The 18,985-nt window shown below is 64.0% G+C and carries 12 protein-coding genes; 7 read left to right on the top strand and 5 right to left on the bottom strand.

From position 1 onward, the window contains the following. Positions 1–43 precede the first annotated feature (43 nt). Positions 44–496: an acyl-CoA thioesterase gene (locus SH412_RS28170; RefSeq protein WP_336521375.1), complete on the bottom strand. Its 453-nt coding sequence runs from the start codon at positions 494–496 to the stop codon at positions 44–46. Between the two features lie 511 nt (positions 497–1,007). Here SH412_RS28170 and SH412_RS28165 point away from each other — a divergent pair. Together SH412_RS28165 and SH412_RS28160 are read left to right on the top strand one after the other, a co-directional pair. Then, positions 1,008–1,394, top strand: a complete 387-nt coding sequence (locus SH412_RS28165) for a BlaI/MecI/CopY family transcriptional regulator (protein ID WP_336521374.1) — start codon at positions 1,008–1,010, stop codon at positions 1,392–1,394. Continuing rightward, complete coding sequence (locus tag SH412_RS28160; RefSeq protein WP_336521373.1) at positions 1,387–5,643, top strand: M56 family metallopeptidase; 4,257 nt, start codon at positions 1,387–1,389, stop codon at positions 5,641–5,643. Before SH412_RS28165 ends, SH412_RS28160 begins: the two co-directional genes overlap by 8 nt. A gap of 880 nt (positions 5,644–6,523) precedes the next feature. On the opposite strand, the gene SH412_RS28155 is transcribed toward SH412_RS28160, so the two are convergent. From SH412_RS28155 to SH412_RS28140, 4 genes are all read right to left on the bottom strand, one after another. Beyond that, positions 6,524–7,699, bottom strand: coding sequence for a serine hydrolase domain-containing protein (locus SH412_RS28155; RefSeq protein ID WP_336521372.1), 1,176 nt, complete (start codon positions 7,697–7,699; stop codon positions 6,524–6,526). 106 nt (positions 7,700–7,805) lie between these two features. Continuing rightward, positions 7,806–9,737, bottom strand: a complete 1,932-nt coding sequence (locus SH412_RS28150) for a PQQ-binding-like beta-propeller repeat protein (RefSeq protein WP_336521371.1) — start codon at positions 9,735–9,737, stop codon at positions 7,806–7,808. Between the two features lie 141 nt (positions 9,738–9,878). Continuing rightward, entirely contained in the window at positions 9,879–10,382 is a 504-nt protein-coding gene (locus tag SH412_RS28145) for a hypothetical protein (protein WP_336521370.1), read from the bottom strand. Positions 10,383–10,438: 56 nt separating this feature from the next. After that, positions 10,439–11,653 (bottom strand): hypothetical protein, encoded by a 1,215-nt coding sequence (locus tag SH412_RS28140; protein ID WP_336521369.1) that lies wholly within the window; start codon positions 11,651–11,653, stop codon positions 10,439–10,441. A 189-nt stretch (positions 11,654–11,842) separates the two neighbouring features. Here SH412_RS28140 and SH412_RS28135 point away from each other — a divergent pair, with 189 nt between their 5' ends. The 5 genes from SH412_RS28135 (at position 11,843) to trpB (ending at position 18,877) form a co-directional block, all read left to right on the top strand. After that, positions 11,843–12,952 carry an alpha/beta hydrolase gene (locus tag SH412_RS28135; protein WP_336521368.1) on the top strand — a complete coding sequence of 370 codons (1,110 nt, stop codon included), beginning with the start codon at positions 11,843–11,845 and terminating at the stop codon, positions 12,950–12,952. Positions 12,953–13,172: 220 nt separating this feature from the next. Beyond that, positions 13,173–14,990, top strand: a complete 1,818-nt coding sequence (locus SH412_RS28130) for an ArnT family glycosyltransferase (protein ID WP_336521367.1) — start codon at positions 13,173–13,175, stop codon at positions 14,988–14,990. 270 nt (positions 14,991–15,260) lie between these two features. Beyond that, complete coding sequence (gene glnA, locus SH412_RS28125; RefSeq protein WP_336521366.1) at positions 15,261–16,682, top strand: type I glutamate--ammonia ligase; 1,422 nt, start codon at positions 15,261–15,263, stop codon at positions 16,680–16,682. Between the two features lie 124 nt (positions 16,683–16,806). Beyond that, complete coding sequence (locus tag SH412_RS28120) at positions 16,807–17,454, top strand: NAD(P)H-dependent oxidoreductase (RefSeq protein WP_336521365.1); 648 nt, start codon at positions 16,807–16,809, stop codon at positions 17,452–17,454. 202 nt (positions 17,455–17,656) lie between these two features. Beyond that, a complete protein-coding gene (gene trpB, locus SH412_RS28115; RefSeq protein ID WP_336521364.1) occupies positions 17,657–18,877 on the top strand; it encodes a tryptophan synthase subunit beta in 1,221 nt (406 codons plus the stop codon). The last annotated feature ends 108 nt before the right edge of the window (positions 18,878–18,985 follow it).

Raw genomic sequence — 18,985 nt, 5'->3', positions numbered from 1 at the left:
CGAAACTCGCAGATGCTACCGACTGAAGTTCTCCCAGGGCCGGTCAAGTCGCCGGCTCGTCGATTTGCTCAGGAAGCGCAGGTCCGTCTGGAATGACGACAAATGCCGCCGCGACTTCCGGCGGGACCCGCTTCAGTCGATGTGTTGCGAAGTCGATGAAGGCCCAGTTGGTGGCTGCGACCGCCAGTCGGACGTTGTCGTGAGGGCGGAGAATCTGGTAGCGGCGGAGCGACGTCATTTTTTTCAGGTCGGCAATCCAGGTCTGAACAATGACCTCATCTCCGGGAAATGCCGGCCGCAGATACTCGATCTCGTGCGAGCGCACGACCCAGCCTGCATTGATGGCCCGATATTCGTCCATCCCCCAGCCCCGAGCGGCGGAGTGGCCGAACGCCGCGGACTGCATCCACTTGAGGTAGACGAGATTGCTGACGTGTCCCAGTTCGTCGGCTTCGTCGGCCCGGACGCGATGTCGCAGTTCGAAAATTGCCGGCATGAGGGGCTCACAGCTCAGGAATCGCGACGGACGAAGCGGGCAGGGACGATCCGCACCGGCCAGGACGAACGACGGTCACGGGAATGAAACCATTAAGGTAGCAGTCGCCCGTGGAACGGAACAGATGGTCCGTCTCCTCGAAGGGACGCGAGGGGAGAATCTGCTGATTTGGGAGAATCTTTGACGCAGCGAGAAACGGATGATCGCGCGCTGGAACGGACTGCGGTTGTGAGAGTATCGGGTGCCCTCTCTCTCTGCGGCAGCCGACGACCGGAGCATGAACGTCTCCCGGGTCGCCTTCGATCACATGGGATGGTGTGTTCAGCGGGCAGCCTGTGGCCCGGGGGGCGTTCTCCGGATCTTCTTTCCGGGCAAAGTATTACAGTTCGGAATCCCTCCCGTTGCGGCATTCCGCCTGCGTCCTTCGACACTCGCCCCGGAATCTCCTCTTGCTCCACGTACGCTTGTACGCCACACTCCGCGTACATTTGTTTGTCACGGAGGAGAGGCGATGGGCGACCGGCCGGGTTTATCGAAGGGCGAACTCGAAGTCGCCCGCATGCTGTGGCAGCTCAAGGAAGCGACCGTCCGCCAGGTTCACGAGGCCTTTCCCCCGGAGCGGGAGATCGACTTCGCCACTGTGCAGACTTACCTCCGCCGGCTGGAGGCCAAAGGCTACGTCACCGGTCGGCTCGACGGCCGGACCCGCGTCTATACCGCCAGCGTCCAGCCCCGGACCGTCATCCGTGAAACGATCAACGATTTCGTCGACCGGCTGTTCGGGGGAGAAGCCCTCCCGCTGGTCCGGCACCTGATCGAGGAGCGGGACATCAGCCCCGACGAATTGACCGAGCTCCGCCAGCTCATCGACCGCCTGGAGGGGGAGCGCCATGAGTGATCGCTGGCTCGTCCTCCTGCTGACCCAGGCCTGGCAACTGACGCTGGTGATCCTCGTCGTCGCGATGCTCTCCCGCCGGATCGCCCGCAAACGCCCCCATCTGGCCGTGGCCCTCTGGCTGATCGTCCTCGCCAAGGCCATTACGCCCCCCGTCTGGAGCAGTCCGCTCGGCGTCTTCTCGTGGACGATCCCGATTTCCGCGACGTCGCTGGTGGAAGTCGAACGCGCCAGGTCGACGTCGCTGCCCACGGCGGTGAGCGCCCCCCTGCCCTCCCCGGAACCGTTGCCAGCTCCATCGACGGAATTGATCTCGCTGCCCGATGAGCCAGAGATCGCGGTGCTCCCGTTCGAGCTGGCGTCGCCGACCGAGTCAACTCCCCAGCCGATCGACGTCGAGCCGCTCCGGCCCGCACGCTGGTCGTGGTCGGCAGCTTTCCTGACCGTCTGGCTATCCGGTGCTACACTCACGCTGCTGATCATTTTCAGTCGACTGCTGCATCTCTGGCGCACGCTGTCCCGTGCCGGAGCCGGCCCGAATGCCGAACTCGCCGGGCAGGTCGAAACACTCCGAAGGCGCCTGAAGCTCCGCCGCCGGGTTCGCGTCTGGGTGACACCCACCGATCATGGCCCCGCCGTGCTGGGGCTCTTCCGCCCGTGGCTGCTGCTGCCGAAGACGCTCGTCGACAGCGTCGCCCCCGACGATCTGGAGCCGCTGCTCGCGCACGAGTTGCTGCACATCCGCCGGGGCGATCTCTGGTTCGGCTGGTGGCAGGCGGCGGTACAGGCGGCGTGGTGGCCGCACCCGCTGGTCTGGTGGTCGAATCGCGTGCTCACCCGGCAGCTCGAACGCTGCTGCGACGAAGAAGTCCTGGCGGAGCTGGGCTGCGAACCGGGCCGTTACGCCCGGGGTTTGCTGAAGGCGTTGGAACTGAAGCACCGGCTGCGTCCGGTGCCGGCGGCCCCGGGAGTCCGGCCCGTCGATCTCACCGCGGAACGGATGGAGCGAATCATGCGCATGGGACAAGGAAGTCGCCGCCGCACCCCCTGGTGGTGCTGGGGAGTGCTGGGAATGGGGCTGCTGGTCGCGCTGCCGGGAGCGGGGCTGAAGCTCGGGGCGGAGGAGCCGGGGCAGGTGTTGTTGGGGGTGGGGGTGAATTCGGAGGCGGGGCTGACGGGGACGGTGGTGCTGACCGATGCGAGCGAACAACAGCCAGCCGAGCAAGCTGAGGAAGTCGACAAAGAGAATGTGACAATCATTCCTCGCGTCAATCTCCTTGTCGGCGATCTCGAAATCTCCGCGGATGCGATACGGATTTCAAGCAGGCAAACGCTGCCGACGGTGGAGGAGATTCTCAAGATCCACCGCGAGAACCGGGCGAAGCTGAATCCGCTGCACCTGCGGGTGACGGTGACGCACGAAAAGACAGAAGCGGCGCAGAAGCAAGCGAAGTCGGAAGTGATACGGCTGACCGAACTCCTGGAGCAATTGGGAGACGACGATGCCGTTGGCGAGGCTCCGGACGGCAACAAGGTCACGCTTTCCGCAGCGAACTTGAAATCTGAACTTCGCAACAACCTCAGATTTGCCGAGTTCGTCGCCAGCGGCACTCCTCACACTACGTTCCTGGAACTGTTCCTCGACGGCGAGAACTACCAGACCCGCACGCTGACAGGCAGTCTGCAGGTGAAGCGCCTCGACAAATGGGCGTTTTCCAACGAGCCGATCTCGCCGCAGAATCTGAAGACGATCTACAACGACTACCTGATCTACTCGCGGTCGACGCATCTGACCCCTCCAGCCCGCATCTGGCACGGCTCCGGAAACGAACGCCCGGCCGGTCCGGTGATGGTGACTGCAAAGCATGTGACCAATACGCAATCGCTGGAGCTGCCCCCCTATGCCGACAATCTCGACTCAAGTCGGCGAGGTCTGCACCCGATCAATCGGCTGATGTCTCAGGACGATTCACGATTCCGCGTGGCTGGTCGGGACGTCGTTGGCGACCGCACTCTCACTGTCGTCGAAGTCATCGTCCCGACGGGTCAGATACAGACTGTCGCTGACAAGAACGGAAAGATGGCTCCCGCCGAAATGGCAGAGTTCTACCGGGGCTGGCTGGACCTCGAACGGGGAGCGATTCCCGTAAAGATCGAACAGCGGATGAGCTCGCTCGCGACGAACTTCGCGACTTTTGACAGTTGGGGCGTCGACAAGGTGGTTTCTGTCGGTGAAATCCGCCAGCTCGAAAGTGGCGGGTTCTATCCCGTCACAACGACGATGGATGTCATGGCGGTCGACCCCGATGGTCTGCCGCTGACACCGGCGCTGCGCGAGGAAATCAACGCGGGCCGGGCAAAGTTCACCAAAGTTTCCTTTGAAAAGGTGACCTGGGCCTGCTCGACCGTCGAAAGCAGATTTCCGCATGACGAAAAGTTCTTCATTCTGAACTTTCCGGAGGGGACGGAGTACATCGACCTGGAGACCGGGACAAAGGTGGGAGCGCCGCCGCACGCTTCACCCCTCAAGCCTGGCCGACCTGCTCCAGAATTGTCTATCGCACGCTGGGTCGGCGGGACGCGCCAATCGCTGCAAGATGCGCGAGGACGCGTCACTGTTCTCAACTTCGGCGGCCTCACCTCGAAAGCGACGGACGGAACGCGCGAGGCGCTGAAACGGCTGCAGGTGCGCTATCGGGCGCACCCGGTGACATTCCTGAGTGTTCAGCCGGCTGACAAGAGCCCCGATTCGGTGGCTGTTGGGATGCAGGAGCAGGCCGTGCTGCGCGACTGGACAATCCCGACAGCGATCGACGCCGGCACGATGCGGGAGAACTCGCAGACCTACCACGCTTACGGAATCGCGTCGTCGGATGGCAACGTCGTCATCGACCCGACGGGCCGGGTCGTCTTCCACAGCGATGCGGCGTTTGCCGAGCTGAACGAGGAGTACGCCTCCATTTTCGTTAAGGACGAGCTCGACGAGAAGAAGGCCGAAGCAGGGTTTGAGGCAATCATGAAGCCAATCTTCGCAGCGATCGGCGAACCGTGGCCGCCGCGCGAAGACCTGACTGCCGAGCAGAACACCGCGCTGAGTATCCGCATTCAGGAGTACATGCTGAGTCGGGCCATCGACGAGGCGCTGAAGATAGTCGCCAGCCGCAGTCGCGCCGAGCCGCAGCAACCGCCGGCCAATGCGGATCGTAGCGCGGCGACTGTTCCGGAACGAAAAGCACCACTCGACCAGCGCGTCACGATGACCATCAAAGACCGCCCCCTCGACGAACTGCTCGCGGAACTCGCCCAGAAGTACGAGTTCTCCTTTGTCATCGATCAGATGGGCCTCGAAGAAGAGGGCGTCCGAAAGTCCGTTCCGGTCAGCGGCGAATTCCGCGACGTCGCAATTTCCAATCTGCTGAAACTCCTCGTCGAGCAGACGCAGAATCTCGTGCTGCTGGATCGCGACGGCGTCTTGGTCGTCACCAGTCGCGGGCGGGCCGAGCCCCTCGAAGTCCGGACCTATGCTGCGGCCGACCTCCTCGTTCCACTTCCGGGAGTCGATGCGAAAGCCAACATGTCGTCAGATCCTCGCAAGGACGCAGCCGCGCCGATCCAGTCGTCCAAAGAGCTGATCACACTGATTCAGTCGACAATCGCCCCCGATTCCTGGATCGAGGGAGGCGGCAAGGGGGCGATTCAGCTTTACGAAGCGAACCTCAGCCTTGTCATCCGGCAGAGGCAGAGTGTCCACGAGCAGATTGCCGAGCTGTTCGATCAGTTGCGGAGGCGGCACGATGCCCAGATCTCGCTGCAACTGGTCAATCGCGCTCTGACCGCCGAGGAATGGAAGGCGCTGAGCCCCGACGGACATCGACAGACGGTTTTCAAGGATGGAGCGGCCGACCTGAGCGCGGAGAACCCGCGGAAGGCGACACTCTTCAACGGTCAGAGGACTATGCTGTCCAGTGAACTCGATCGGCGCTACAAAGCTCAGGCCTCGTTACTGAGCTTTGATGTAATACCGGTGATCGCCGAAGACCAGAAGTCCATTGCATTAATTCTGCTGCCAACCAGCCATCTGTCGAGATTCATTCCTCGGTCGATCAATATCCCCGACGGCCAGACCGCTCTCGTCGATATCAGCGACACCCTCCCCGCCAGCGATCCCGCCGTCCAGAACGGCAAACGAATCGTCCTGCAGATCACACCGCGGATTGTGGTGGTTGAAGAACCGGAGGCATTGACGAAGTAACCGCGACGGCCTCAGCCGGGCACAGATCGGCGCGGGCCGAAGGCCCCGCGGCGATCGTGGGGAAGCTGAGTTCCTCCATCCGAGGCGTTCCAGTCTCAGCTCGGTTCGGTCGGGCGAGGGGGCCGGCGGCTCGGCATCGGGCGCTGATTCATTCTCGCCGGCCGTTGAAAGGTCCGCCGGAAAGTCGCACTGCCCTCGTCTCTCCGTGCCGGTCGAGTGGGTGGTGGATAGTGGGTGGTAGATAGTGGGAGAAGAAGGCGCGGAGCGTCTGAAGAGGCGTTCCCGGGCGGAGCCTGGGAATGCGGGAGGGCGAGGGGCTGGCGGAGCTGGCGCCATGCTGCCGTAGATGCCACATTTCGGCAGGCGGGAGCCTGCCCTACCGCGGCGGACGAGGACGTCCGCCGTACGTACCGCGATCGGCTCCGGCGGGTCGGCTTTCTTACGGCCGTCCCGCCGGAGTCCGTCTGGCGGTGATGTTGCGCCGGTGGAAGTCCCGGCGGTTCAATGACTTGATCAGGTTCGCCGGTCTTGCGGCCGGGTGAACGGGGAAAGCTCGACGTCGAGGCTGTGCGCACACGGGGTGCGCCCCTCGGACCGTTCTTGCGAACGGTCCGTCGCTGGGCCCTGATCAGGCCCGGGTGAAGGGGACATTCCGGACGCCTGCGGAGGTCCGCAGACACGAGTGCACTTCCTTGACCCCTTCATAAATAGGGGGTTTGTTGCGCGGAATTCACATAAGCGGTGGTTGGTGGGTAGTGGGTAGTGGATGGGGAGGAGAAGACGGAAGACAAAGAGGATGCTCTGAGTCGTTTTCGTAGGGCATGGTCCAGCGGCGCCGATCCATGCGATTCAAGTCGATTCCGGCGGGCGGGAGCCTGCCCTACTTGGCGAACAGCGCCCGGGCCGTTTCCGCGAACGTCGGGTAGATTTGTTTGCCGGTGTCGTTGAGGTAGCCGGCGTGCTGGACCATGTAGATCAGGACCAGGCCGCGTTCGCGGTCAATCTGCATGTTGGTCGCAAGGGCGCCGCCGTGGCCGAACGTGCCGTTGGGGCGTTTATCAGTGGAGAAGCCCAGGCCGTAGCCGGTCGGGAGGTCGCCGGTCTGGTTGGCGGCGAGTTGTCCGACGGCGTCCGCGGAGAGGTAGCGTTTGCCGTTGAGTTCGCCGCCGTTGAGGAGCATCCGGCAGAAGGCGGCCATGTCGGCGGCGGTCGAGAAGAGACCGCCGGCGGGCATGGGATAACGTCCTTCGCGGCGATTCAGCGGATACTGCAACTGATCGATCCTGGTCTCCTCGAGGCCCGACTTGTCTTTGTTGGGGCGGTACGCCCTGGCCAGCCGGGCGACCTGTTCTTCGTTCGGCCAGAAGGTGGTGTCTTTCATGCCGAGGGGATCGAACAGCCGTTGTTGCAGGAAGTCTTCGTAGGCCAGGCCGGTGACGACTTCGATGATCCGCCCGGCGGTGTTGATTCCGGCGTTGCTGTACTGGTACTTCGTCGTGGGTTCGAACTGCAGCGGCGTCATGGCGTAACTGCGGACGGCGACAGAGAGCGGCAGGGCGTCGAGGGTCGGCTGTTCGAGCGCCGAGCGGAAGGGCATGCCGCTGGTGTGGCTCAGGATGTGCCGGACGGTGATTTTCTGCCCCGGCCGCTTGAGGAGCTGATGGTCCTGGTCTTGTTCGACGGCGAGCCAGAGGTTTTTGAATTCCGGCAGGTATTTTTCGACGGGGTCGTCGAGGGCGACTTTGCCTTCGTCGATGAGGAGCATCAGGGCCGTGGCGGTGACCGGTTTGCTCATGGAGGCGATCCAGAAGACGTTGTCCGGCCGCATGGGTTTGCCGGCGGCGATGTCGGCCGAGCCGACGGTTTCCGTGGCCAGGACGCCGTCGCGATTGGCGACGAGGAGGACCGCGCCGGCGAGGGTGTGGCTGTCGACGAACGGCTGCAGTTTTGCAGCGAGCTTGGCGGCCTGGGCCGATTTCGATTCCTGAGCCGGAACGGGGGCGGAAACCGTCAGGGCCAACAGGAGGACGGGGAGAAAGCGGAGCGGACTGAGCATGGTGATTGTCTCGCTGAGAGATTGAACTGGGTGTCAAGAAGTGGTGAGCCTCGAAGACTCGACTCACCCTACTGCGAACTGGGAACTCCGAGAAGTCTCTCTCCGTTTATGCGGCCGCCCGCCAGCTTTCGAAGAGTTCCCAGCCGCCGCAGCACCAGAAGTACCACGAGAATGACAGCCAGACGACCAGCCCGTTCAAGAGCGTTGCGCCGGTGCGGACCAGTCGGCCGGCGACGACGTACACCGGCCAGCAGGCGGGGAGAAACCCGATGAGAAAGACCCACTCGTGGGGCAGGCTGAAGTGGCGCAGCAGGAGATAGTAGCTGATGCAGAGTCCCGCGAAGGACAGGAGCGCCAGTCGGGCGAGCAGGTGCTGGGTCCAGGTGAGCCGCTTGCCGTGCAGGGTATGGAACAGAGTCAGAATGGCGAGCAGCCCGCCGAAGAGTGCGGCGGGCCAGGTGAAGACGAATTCGTCGAGCCGCACGTTCAACAGCGGGCTGGCGACGGCCCCGGCAACGAACAGAACTCCGGAAACGGCGGCGGCTGCGACATTGGGACGCAGCCGCTGGACGAGCCAGCCGGCGGCGATTGCGGGAAGGACCGCCGTGGCGCAACTCCACAAGTACCACCAGAGGAGTTCGTCAATGGCGGGGCGCATGAAGGGGTGTTCGCGTTCGCCGTTGAGGAGCCAGAACCAGTTCCAGCCGATGGTCTGAGGCAATGACTCCAGCGGGACGCCTGTCGGCGGAATCGAGGGGGGCGAATCTGCGGTGACGGCGGCCGGCTCGCGGAGGTCGATACAGGCGGCGTGGCTCTGCGTCCGCAGGTAGAGCAGGCCGTCCGACAGGGCGGGGGCGGTCCAGCAGACTTCGTCGCGGAAGACGGCAGCCCGGCCGATTTCGCGATAGATGCCGGCGTCTGCGTGGGCGAGGATCAGCTCGCCCCGGTCGTTGAACAGGATGAGCTTGCCGTCGGCGGACAACACGGTCGCGTGACCGATGGAGGCGTCGCTCCAGCGGACTTCGCCGGTCTTCCAGTCGAGGCAGCGGAACTCGCCGCGCGAGGGGCGATGGGCTTTCGACTGGGGATCGCGCAGGTCGAAGCCGAAAATGGCGTCGCCGACGAGAATGCTGGAGGCGGTGTCGTTCGACAGTTTGCTGCTCTGCCAGATGTGGCGAGTGGCGATGGCCGGCGGGTCGTCGGCCGTCCAATAGAGCTGGTGTGCGCTGGCTCCCGCTTTGAACGGGGCGGAGATCATGAACTGGTCATTGCGGATAACGGGAAGGACCGAGTGCTCGTCGTAGCCTGAGGAGAGTTCTTCCCTCCAGAGGACATTCCCGTCGTCGAGCCGGCAGAGGAGGAGGCCGTTCTGGAGGTAGGCCAGGAGGCAGGGGACGTCGCCGATGGTCATCGGCTGGACGGGGCAGTAGCTGGCGGGTTCATCGCCGGCGGTCCAGACGGTGTTTCCGGTCTTCGCATCGAGAGCGACGACGGCGGCGTCCCGGCCGCCGACCGGCAGGATGACTTTGCCGTCGATGACGCGGACTGACGCGGAGTAGCCGAAGTCGGTCCCTGAACCACGAAAACGCTGCGCGGTGGGGACTGTCCAGAGCGTTTCGCCGGTGGCGGCGTCGGCGCAGTGCACGACGGCATCGGGCGAGACGAAGTAGACTCGGTCATTGGCGACGGCGGGGGTCGAGCGCGGACCGGGATAGATGCCGGCGGCTTCGTAGGGAGCATCGTAGCGGCGCGACCAGACGGTCTTTCCCGTGGCGCCGTCGAGGCAGACGAGGGACTGCCCCCAGAGATCCTGCGACAGCGTCCAGGCTTTGCCGTCAACCACGGCGAACGACGAGTACCCCTGGCCGAGCGGTTGATGCCAGAGGACGCGCGGGCCGCCGGCGGGCCAGGACTTCAGCAGGCCCGATTCTGGCGAATGTCCATCCCCGGCGGGACCGCCCCAGCCGGGCCAGTCTGCGGCGCAGACACATGCCGAGGTCAATGCCAGCGCCAACAGGACCAGCGATGCGCGGGGCATGCAACACCTGGAAGGAGATCACGGGACCATTCCGCGAGCATCTCCTGTCGATTGTCAGCCCGCAGCCGCGATCGTTGCAAGTCCCATCATGCGATTAGATCGTATCTGTCACAAACGCCGCGTCGAGGTCGTCCCGGATCTTCATGGTGCGGGGAGCGTGACGACGAGGTCGTTGACCAGTTTGGCGAGCTGCTGGTTCGTCAGATCGAGCGGCGTCAGGAGTCGCGTTCCGGCCGCCCGGTCGTACTCGTAGCGGCGGAGGGCAAAGCGTCCCTGGCCCAGCGATGTCAGCAGGACCTCGTAATACTGCGGGCGGGCGGGCTGCGTCGCGTCCGGCGACTTCGATCGAATCAGCACCTGCGGCCCCTGCGCGTCGTATTCCAGCGGTTCCAGCGTCTCGAGCAGGTAGGTGATGCGGCCGCACAATCCGGCGGCCCAGGTCTTCAGGACATCGACCGCGGCGCCGCCCAGCGCCGGGACATCCAGCCGCAATTCTTCGCACGACACGCCGAGCTTTTCGACGGACAGCAGATCGATGGCGAGCGACACGCCGCTGCCGTCGGAGACCGACACGGTCTGCGGCGGAACGAAGACCTGCCCGACCAGGGGCTGCAGCGCGGTTGCCAGATCCAGGCTCAAACTCATAGGGACTCAACTCGCTGGAGGACCGGGGATGGAGATGACGAACTGGCGCGCGATGCTCACGACTCCGATTTCTCGCTGGGTTTGGTGTCCGGCTTTTCGCCCTTGGGGTCGGGTTTGTCCTGCAATTCCCGACTGGGCTCGTCGTCGGTCTTCGGCGTATCTTCGGCCGCCGGTTTTGCGGCGTCGGCCTTCGGCTCCGATTTTCGCGGCCCGACAGTCACTTCGTCGGGCGCGACGCGGACGGTCAACTTTGCCGGAAAGCTGATCTTCGAACCGGAAACGGCGCGACCTTCGATCTGGAACTCCGACAGGCCGGGGGGGAGCAGGAAGTACAACGCCTGATCGGCCTGCTGATAGACGCAGGGGTAGAGCTGAGTTTTGTTGCGGGCGACCACATGGTATCCCAGTCCGCCCGCGAGTGCCGGGAGCGCCAGCGTATCGCGGTAGCCCACCAGATCAGCGATCATCGTCTGGCCCGACTGCACGCCCTTTGTTACGGGAACAAAGGACTTTCCGGCCCGGGCAAGCTGTCGTTCGCGGACGTCCTCCAGATCGGCGGAGTGCTTTTCAAGCCACGTCTGCAACGACGGATTGCTTGCCAGGTCGACGCGATAGAACATCGTGTCTGCGCCGGCGGTTACGTAGACATCCAGCCCCCGCGACGTCCCCCGCAACTGGACCTGCATCAGCGAACTGATGAGCGGGATCGGCTGATTCTCCAGGTCGGTCAGCACCGACCTGGCTTCCTCGTCGGTTCCGCCCAGCAGTGCTTTGTCGATCAGCACCGGTTCGAGGTCCGGGAACGTCATGCGCGTCGCCGTCAATTCGCCGGTGACTCGCGCCGGCAGCAGTTCCGGGAAATAGAAGAACGCCAGGCTGCCGCACAACAGCAGCCCGAAGACAACGGGGATCATCCAGACGAACGAGCGACGGCGTTTCTTCAGCTTCCGGGCGACGCTGGTGGAGACTTGCGGCAGTGCGGCGAGATTCACGGCTGGCGGGGCCGGGGGGGGCAGCACGTCGGGTGCGGCATCCGCGAAGACGATTTCATCGTCGGCCGCGGCCGGTACGGGGGGCGGGGCGGCGTTAAAGTCGGGCAGGCCGGGGGCGACCTGCGGCGGCGGGGCGGCGGTCACCGCCGGCATGGCGGCGCTCACCCGCGGGACCATCAGCTTGCGGACGCACCGGGGGCACTTCCCCGATTTGCCGGCCGCTTTGTCCGGCACGCGGATCTGGGCGTCGCAATACGGGCAAACGAACTCGATCGCCATCTCTGCCGATTCCCCGGAGGCCCTTGCGCACCGCGTCCGAACCTGATCCGATCGGACATCCGACTGGCAGAGGTGGTACGCTTACGGTACATCATCCGATATGCACCCCGCGCACTGCAAACCCAACCGCGGATTCGATGATCCGACGAAGACGGGTCATGCCTCCAATCCACTCGACGGAAGTCTGCGATGACACGACTTGCCCGCGCACTGCGACTTTTCCTGCTTCTGGCGCTCCCGTGCGGGCAGACTTTTCCGCTCCGGGGACAGGAGGCGAACCCCCGGCCGCTGGATCACCGGCAGCTCATGGTCGTCCGCGACTCCGACGGGACCGAGCGCCCGGTCAAGACAGTCGCGGACTGGGAGCTCCGGCGTCGGCACGTCCTGGCCGGGATGCAGCTTGCGATGGGTCCGCTTCCGGACGACAGTCGCCGGGTTCTGCTCGACGTGGAAGTCGTCTCCGAAGAGAAAACGGAGAAGTACCTTCGCCGCAAGGTCCGCTACACTCCTGAACCCGGGGACCGCGTGCCGGCCTGGCTGCTGATTCCGCAGGCAGTGATCGGCAAGGCGAAATCCGCCCCGGCGATGCTCTGCCTGCACCAGACGACGGGGATCGGCAAGGACGAGCCTGCCGCGGTGGGGATTCGCAACAACCTGAACTATGCTCACGAACTGGCCGAACGGGGCTTCGTCTGTCTCGTCCCGGACTACCCGTCGTTTGGCGAGTACCCATTCGACTTCAAGACCCAGGGGCGCGAGTACGCCAGCGGAAGTATGAAGGCGATCTGGAACAACATCCGTGCGGTCGACCTGCTCGTCGCGACGCCCGAAGTGCACCCGCTGCGAATCGGCGTCATCGGGCATTCGCTGGGGGGGCACAATGCCCTGTTCACGGCAATGTTCGAGCCGCGTCTGCGGGCGGTCGTTTCGAGCTGCGGCTGGACTCCGTTCCATGATTACTACGGCGGCAAGCTCGCCGGCTGGACCAGCGACCGCTACATGCCCCGCATCCGGGACGTGTATCACAACAGTCCCGATGAAGTCCCCTTCGATTTCTATGAGATCGCGGGCGGCCTGGCCCCGCGCGGTTTTTTCTCGTGCTCGCCGACCGGCGACGGCAACTTTGATGTCGGCGGGGTCCGCAAGGGGATCGCAGAGGCCCGCAAGGTCTACGAGCTGTACGGGGCGGCGGACAATCTGCGGTTGGAAACGCCCGACAGCGCCCACGACTTCCCGCCGGCGGTCCGCGAGGCGAGCTACGGCTGGCTGGAACAGCAGCTCAAGGCGCCTGCGCCGTAAGAAGACGTTTTACCGCGGGGACGCGGAGAAGACCGGGGGGGGGGGACGCTGGTTCCCGGGCGCGAGCCTGAGAACCGGCGGATTGCGAGGCTCCGCCTGGGATCGGGGGTAATTGGCCCTGCCACGGCGGCAATCCGCCGTTGTCCGAATTGGCGCAATCTCTTACAGTGCCTCACTTCTGAAGGGATTTCTGGGCGCTTACGAGATTGACGAGGTCGACGTGAACGGAAGCACGTCTCCACTGCTCCGGCATCAGGCGTGGATTCTGCTGGCGGCGGGTCTGGTGTTCTTCACCAACCTCGGCGCGTATCCCCTGTTTGACGAAGACGAGCCCAAAAACGCCGTCTGCGGCAAGGAGATGTTCGAACGGGGGGACTGGATCGTCCCCACGTTCAACCACGACCTCCGGACCGACAAACCGATCCTGATCTACTGGGTCATGCTGACGTCGTTCCACCTGTTCGGCGTTTCCGAACTGACGGCCCGGCTCGGGTCGTCGGTCCTCGCCATTGGCGCGTCGCTGCTGACCTATCACCTCGGCCGAAAGCTGTTCGACGCACAGACCGGGCTCTACGCCGGGCTGATTCTCTGCACCTGCCTGATGTTCTCCGCCGTCGGACGGTCGGTCACACCCGACGCCACGCTGATCTTCTGCACAACGCTGGCTTTCACGGCTTACGTCTGGGCGGTCGCCCGGCGGCACGGCGGCCGGTTCGGACGCACCGCGGAAGGCTCAGCCGACCGCCGGAACTGGGAGCAGTTCCTCCCCGCAACACGGCTGGGGAACGTTGCCATGTACGCGGCGATGGGGCTGGCGGTTCTGGCGAAAGGCCCCGTCGGCGTGGTTCTGCCGTGCGCCATCGTCGGGATGTTCCTGCTGGTCCGCTGGCGCGGCGACCGGTTGATCGACGGCTCGCTCGCCGCGCCGACCGGCGGATGGTGGCGGACCTGGCCGATTGCGATCCTTCAGACCTTCAACCCGGTCCGGATCGCCTCTGCCTCGTGGAAAATGCGAGTGCTGTTCGGGACGCTGGTCGTCGCGGCGGTGGCGCTGCCGTGGTACACCGCGGTGGGCATCCAGACCAACGGCGCCTGGCTCGCGGGGTTCTTCGGCCAGCACAACGTGGGGCGTTTTCTGGAGCCGATGGAGAATCACCGCGGCCCGATCGTCTACTACATTCCGGTTCTGCTGCTGGGGACTTTTCCCTGGTCGGTGTTTCTGCCGGTCGCCGTCTGGCGACTCATCCGTCGGTTGCGCGAAGGGGGACCGGACGCCGCCGCCTTGACCTTCCTGGCCTGCTGGGCCGGGGTGTGGATCACGTTCTTCTCGTTCGCACAGACCAAACTGCCGAATTACGTCCTGCCGACCTACCCGGCTCTGGCGCTGATTGTCGCCGTCTTCCTCCGCGACTGGCTCCGCGAGGTTGACCCCTCCAGCTCGGCGATCTTCCGTTTGGGCTGCCGGACGCTGGGGGGCGTTGGCGTGCTGATGCTGATCGGCCTGCCGATCGGACTGCACATTTTCCTGCCGGCCGAGCGCTGGCTGGGTCTGCTGGGCCTGATTCCGCTCGTCGGGGCCGGCTTCGCGTTCGGCTGTCTGCAGCGTCGGCAGCCGCAGATCGCAGTGCGCGGCCTGTTCGTGATGGCGGTTATGCTGGCAGTTGGAATCACCGGCTTCGCGTCGACCCGCGTTGGTCGCCACCTGGAAGCTCCGCTGTTCGCCGCGGAAGCGCGCCGGATTGCCCGGACTGATACGCCGGAGGTGGTGACGTACGAATACTTTACGCCGAGCCTGGTGTTCTACGTGGGAGGCCGGGTCGACAAGCTGGGGCAGCCGGAGGAAGTTGGTCAGTACTTCGCCGACCATCCTGCGGGGTTTGTGCTGACGCGGGAAGATCGGCTGTCGAATCTGGAGCCGCTGCTCCCGGAGGGGGTGAAGGTGCTGGCCCGTCAGCCGCGGTTTCTCCGACGCCACGAGCTGGTGATTCTGGGCCGGGAAACGACGCAGGTCGCCGCCCGTCCGGCGGACATTCGTTAGTTGAGCATGCCTCTGATGCACAACGGACGTGAACGTCCGTTGTCTTCCACAGGCGATGACATGCCAGAGAAAAAGGAAGAGACCGACGGACGTGGACGTCCGTCGGACGAAGTTCCCTTCTCTCGATGCACGTCGTGGTCCCCCGAGGCCCGCCTGCCCATCTGTTGGGCAGGGCTTGCCTGCTGGTATGGCGTTTGCATACAAGTGCTGTAGAAACAGGCAGCTTGTCGCGCCGGAAACCAGATTTCGGGCATCGTGGAGAATCTCAAAGTGCACGCCCCTACCCCTCGGGAAGTTCTCGCTCTGTGCCGGGAGAAAGAGCTCCGCGCGGTTGATCTCCGCTTTATGGATTTTCCGGGGACTCAAAAGCACTTCACAATCCCCGTAACCGCTTTGACGGAAAAGAGTTTCGACAGCGGATTCGGATTCGACGGCTCGTCGATCCGGGGCTGGCAGTCGATCAACGAGAGCGACATGCTCGTGGTCCCCGAGTCGGGAACCGCGTTCGTCGATCCGTTTATGAAGCAGACGCTGGCGATCACCTGCAACATCCAGGACCCGATCACCCGTGAGGACTATGCCAAAGATCCGCGCAACGTTGCCCGAAAAGCGGAGAACTACATGAAGTCGACGGGGCTCGCCGAAACGGCGAATTTCGGCCCCGAGGCGGAGTTCTTTGTCTTCGACGACGTCCGGTTCGACCAGAACGAGCACGAGTGCTACTACCACATCGACAGCGTCGAAGGTCAGTGGAACCGCGGCCGATCCGAACCCGGCGGGAACAAGGGGAACAAGATTCGAATCAAAGAGGGCTATTTCCCGATGCCCCCGGCGGACACACTGCAGGACATCCGCACGGAAATGATGCTGATGCTGCAGGACTGCGGCGTGGAAGTCGAAGCTCAGATGCACGAAACCGCCACGGCGGGCCAGTGCGAGATCGACATGAGGTACCAGCCGCTCGTCAAAACGGGCGATAACCTGCTGCTGTATAAGTACATCGTGAAGAACGTCGCCGCCCGTTACGGCAAGACGGCCACCTTCATGCCGAAGCCCCTCTGGAACGACAACGGCTCCGGGCTGCATATGCACTTTTCGCTCTGGAAGAACGGCACAAACCTTTTTGCGGGATCGGGTTACGCCGGGCTGAGCGACACCGCCATGTATGCGATGGGGGGGATTCTGAAGCATGCCCCGTCGCTGCTCGCCTTCTGCTGCCCGACGACCAACAGCTACAAGCGGCTAGTCGCCGGCTTCGAAGCCCCGATCAACCTGACGTACAGCAGCCGGAACCGCTCGGCGGCGATCCGGATTCCGGTTCACACGCCCCACCCGGAAAACAAACGGTTCGAATTCCGCTGCCCGGACAGCTCGTCCAATGGCTACCTGGCGATGTCCGCGATGCTGATGGCGGCCCTCGACGGGATTATGAACCGCATCGACCCCGGTCGGCCGCTTGACAAGGACATCTACGACCTCGGCCCCGACGAACTGGCCGATGTGCCGCGGACGCCGGTTTCGCTGGAGGAATCGCTGCACGCGCTGCGACGCGACCACGATTTTCTGCTCCGCGGCGACGTGTTTACGGAAGACGTGATCGACACGTGGATCTGGTATAAGTCAGAGAAAGAAATCGAAGCCCTCCGTCAGCGTCCGCATCCGTACGAGTTTGCGATGTATTTTGATATTTAATGTCGTTGAGCGTTGAGGGTTGAGCGTCGAGAAGAACGGTGAAGTGCCTCGCCCGCAGGACGCGCACGGTCGGAGGTCCTACAATGTGGGGCAGTCATCCGTCGCCGTTTCCGCAGGATTCCCCATGGCGCCCGCCACACCCGACCAGCTTCTGCAGCAGTTGCAGTGGCGTTATGCCGTCAAACGGTTCGATCCCGACCGCAAGATCCCCGCGGAAACCTGGGCGGCCTTGGAACAGTCCCTGGTCCTGTCGCCGTCTTCATTCGGCCTGCAACCGTGGAAGTTTTTTGTCATTGAGAATCCGGAACTGCGCCGGAAGCTCCTGCCGCTGACCTGGAATCAGTCGCAGGTTGTCGACGCTTCTCATCTGATCGTGATGGCCGTCCGCGAGCCGTTCGGCATGCACGATATCGACCGTCACCTGGCCCGGATTGCGGAGGTCACCGGCACGCCCGCCGAACGCCTCGCCGGCTACCGCCGGACGGTTTCCGGCTTCATCAATGACCCGAACTTTGACCCGACGGACTGGGCGAAACTGCAGGTTTACCTGGCACTGGGGGTCTTTCTGGCTTCCGCCGCCCTGCTGGGCATCGACGCCTGCCCGATGGAGGGCTTCCAGCCCCGCGCCTATGACGAAGCCCTTGGCCTTGCCGAAAAGGGTTACGCATCAGCCGTCCTGGTGACGGCTGGCTACCGGGCGGCCGACGACCGCTACGCCAACGGACCGAAGATTCGCTATCCCACGGATGAGGTTGTTGAGAGGATTCGTTGAGAGTTGAGAGTTGAGAGTTGAGGGAAGGCGAACCCGGCCGCCGGCGGCCCCCTCTGGGCACCTGGCTCTTGTCACACAGCACCCGGCAATTCCCGCCCCCTCATTTGACCCTTTTCCCCGCCCCGCCGCATAATGCCCGTTGGAACTTCCCTGCCCTGCGCGGCGGAGTTCCCTTCCTCTTTCACCGCGGAAAGTTGCGACCATGACCACGACGACGGCCCCGAAGGCCACGTCTCACGTTCCGGATCTTCACGGCTGCTTCGGCGAGTTCGGCCGTCGGTTCGTCCCGGAAACCCTGATGCACGCCCTCGAAGAGCTCACTACCGAGTACGAAAAGGCGCGCCAGGACCCCGCGTTTCAGAAGCAGCTCAACGAGCTGCTTCGCACTTTCGTCGGCCGGCCGAATCCTCTGTACTTCGCCGAACGCCTTACTCAACTCTGCGGCGGCGCCCGGATTTACTTCAAGCGGGAAGACCTCAATCACACCGGCGCTCACAAGATCAACAACACCATCGGCCAGACCCTGCTGACTCTCCGCATGGGCAAAAAGCGGGTCATCGCCGAGACCGGGGCCGGGCAGCACGGCGTCGCCACCGCCACCGCCTGCGCCCGCTTCGGCCTGCCGTGCGTCGTCTATATGGGTGAGGAAGACGTCCGCCGGCAGAAGCTCAACGTTTTTATCATGCGGACGATGGGGGCCGAAGTCCGCCCCGTCACCAGCGGGTCCCGCACACTCCGCGACGCGATCAACGAGGCGATGCGGGACTGGATGGCCTCCGTGGAAACGACTCACTACATCATCGGCTCGGTCGTCGGCCCGCACCCGTTCCCGATGATGGTCCGCGATTTCCAGTCGGTGATCGGCCGCGAAGCCCGGGCCCAGTGTCTGCAGGAAGTCGGCCGGCTGCCTGATGAAGTAGTCGCCTGCGTCGGCGGCGGGAGCAACTCCGCCGGCATGTTTCATCCGTTCGTCGACGACGAACTGGTCACCCTCACCGGCGTCGAAGCGGGGGGCCGCGGCGGGCAGCCGGGCGAGCATGCCAGCACGCTGACTTACGGCACCAAGGGAGTGCTCCACGGCAGCTACAGCTATGTGCTGCAGGATCCTGACGGGCAGACGATGGACGTCCATTCGATCTCCGCCGGCCTGGACTATCCAGGCGTCGGCCCCGAGCACAGCTACTGGAAGGACACCGGTCGGGTACAGTACGTCAACATTCTCGACCACGAAGCCCTCGACGCCATGAAGACCGTGGCCCTCAACGAAGGCATCCTGCCGGCTCTCGAAACCTCGCACGCCATGGCCTACGCCATGAAGCGGGCTCGCGAACGGAGCAAGGAGGACGTGATCGTGGTCTGCCTTTCGGGACGCGGCGACAAAGACCTCAACGAAGTCGCCCGCCTCACCGGGCAAACGATTTAATCAACAGTACGGGTGGCCGGGGCAGGAGCGTCCTCGCGATGCCCCGGTTTCTTTGTGTCTTCACGAGCCACCAGCCACTCATCACAAGCCACCCTTTTTCTGCCGGAT

The sequence above is a fragment of the Planctellipticum variicoloris genome, from assembly GCF_030622045.1.
GTDB classification, from domain to species: Bacteria; Planctomycetota; Planctomycetia; order Planctomycetales; family Planctomycetaceae; genus Planctellipticum; species Planctellipticum variicoloris.
Note: the sequence above shows the minus strand (reverse complement) of the source record. Positions and strands in the feature narration are given on the sequence as shown.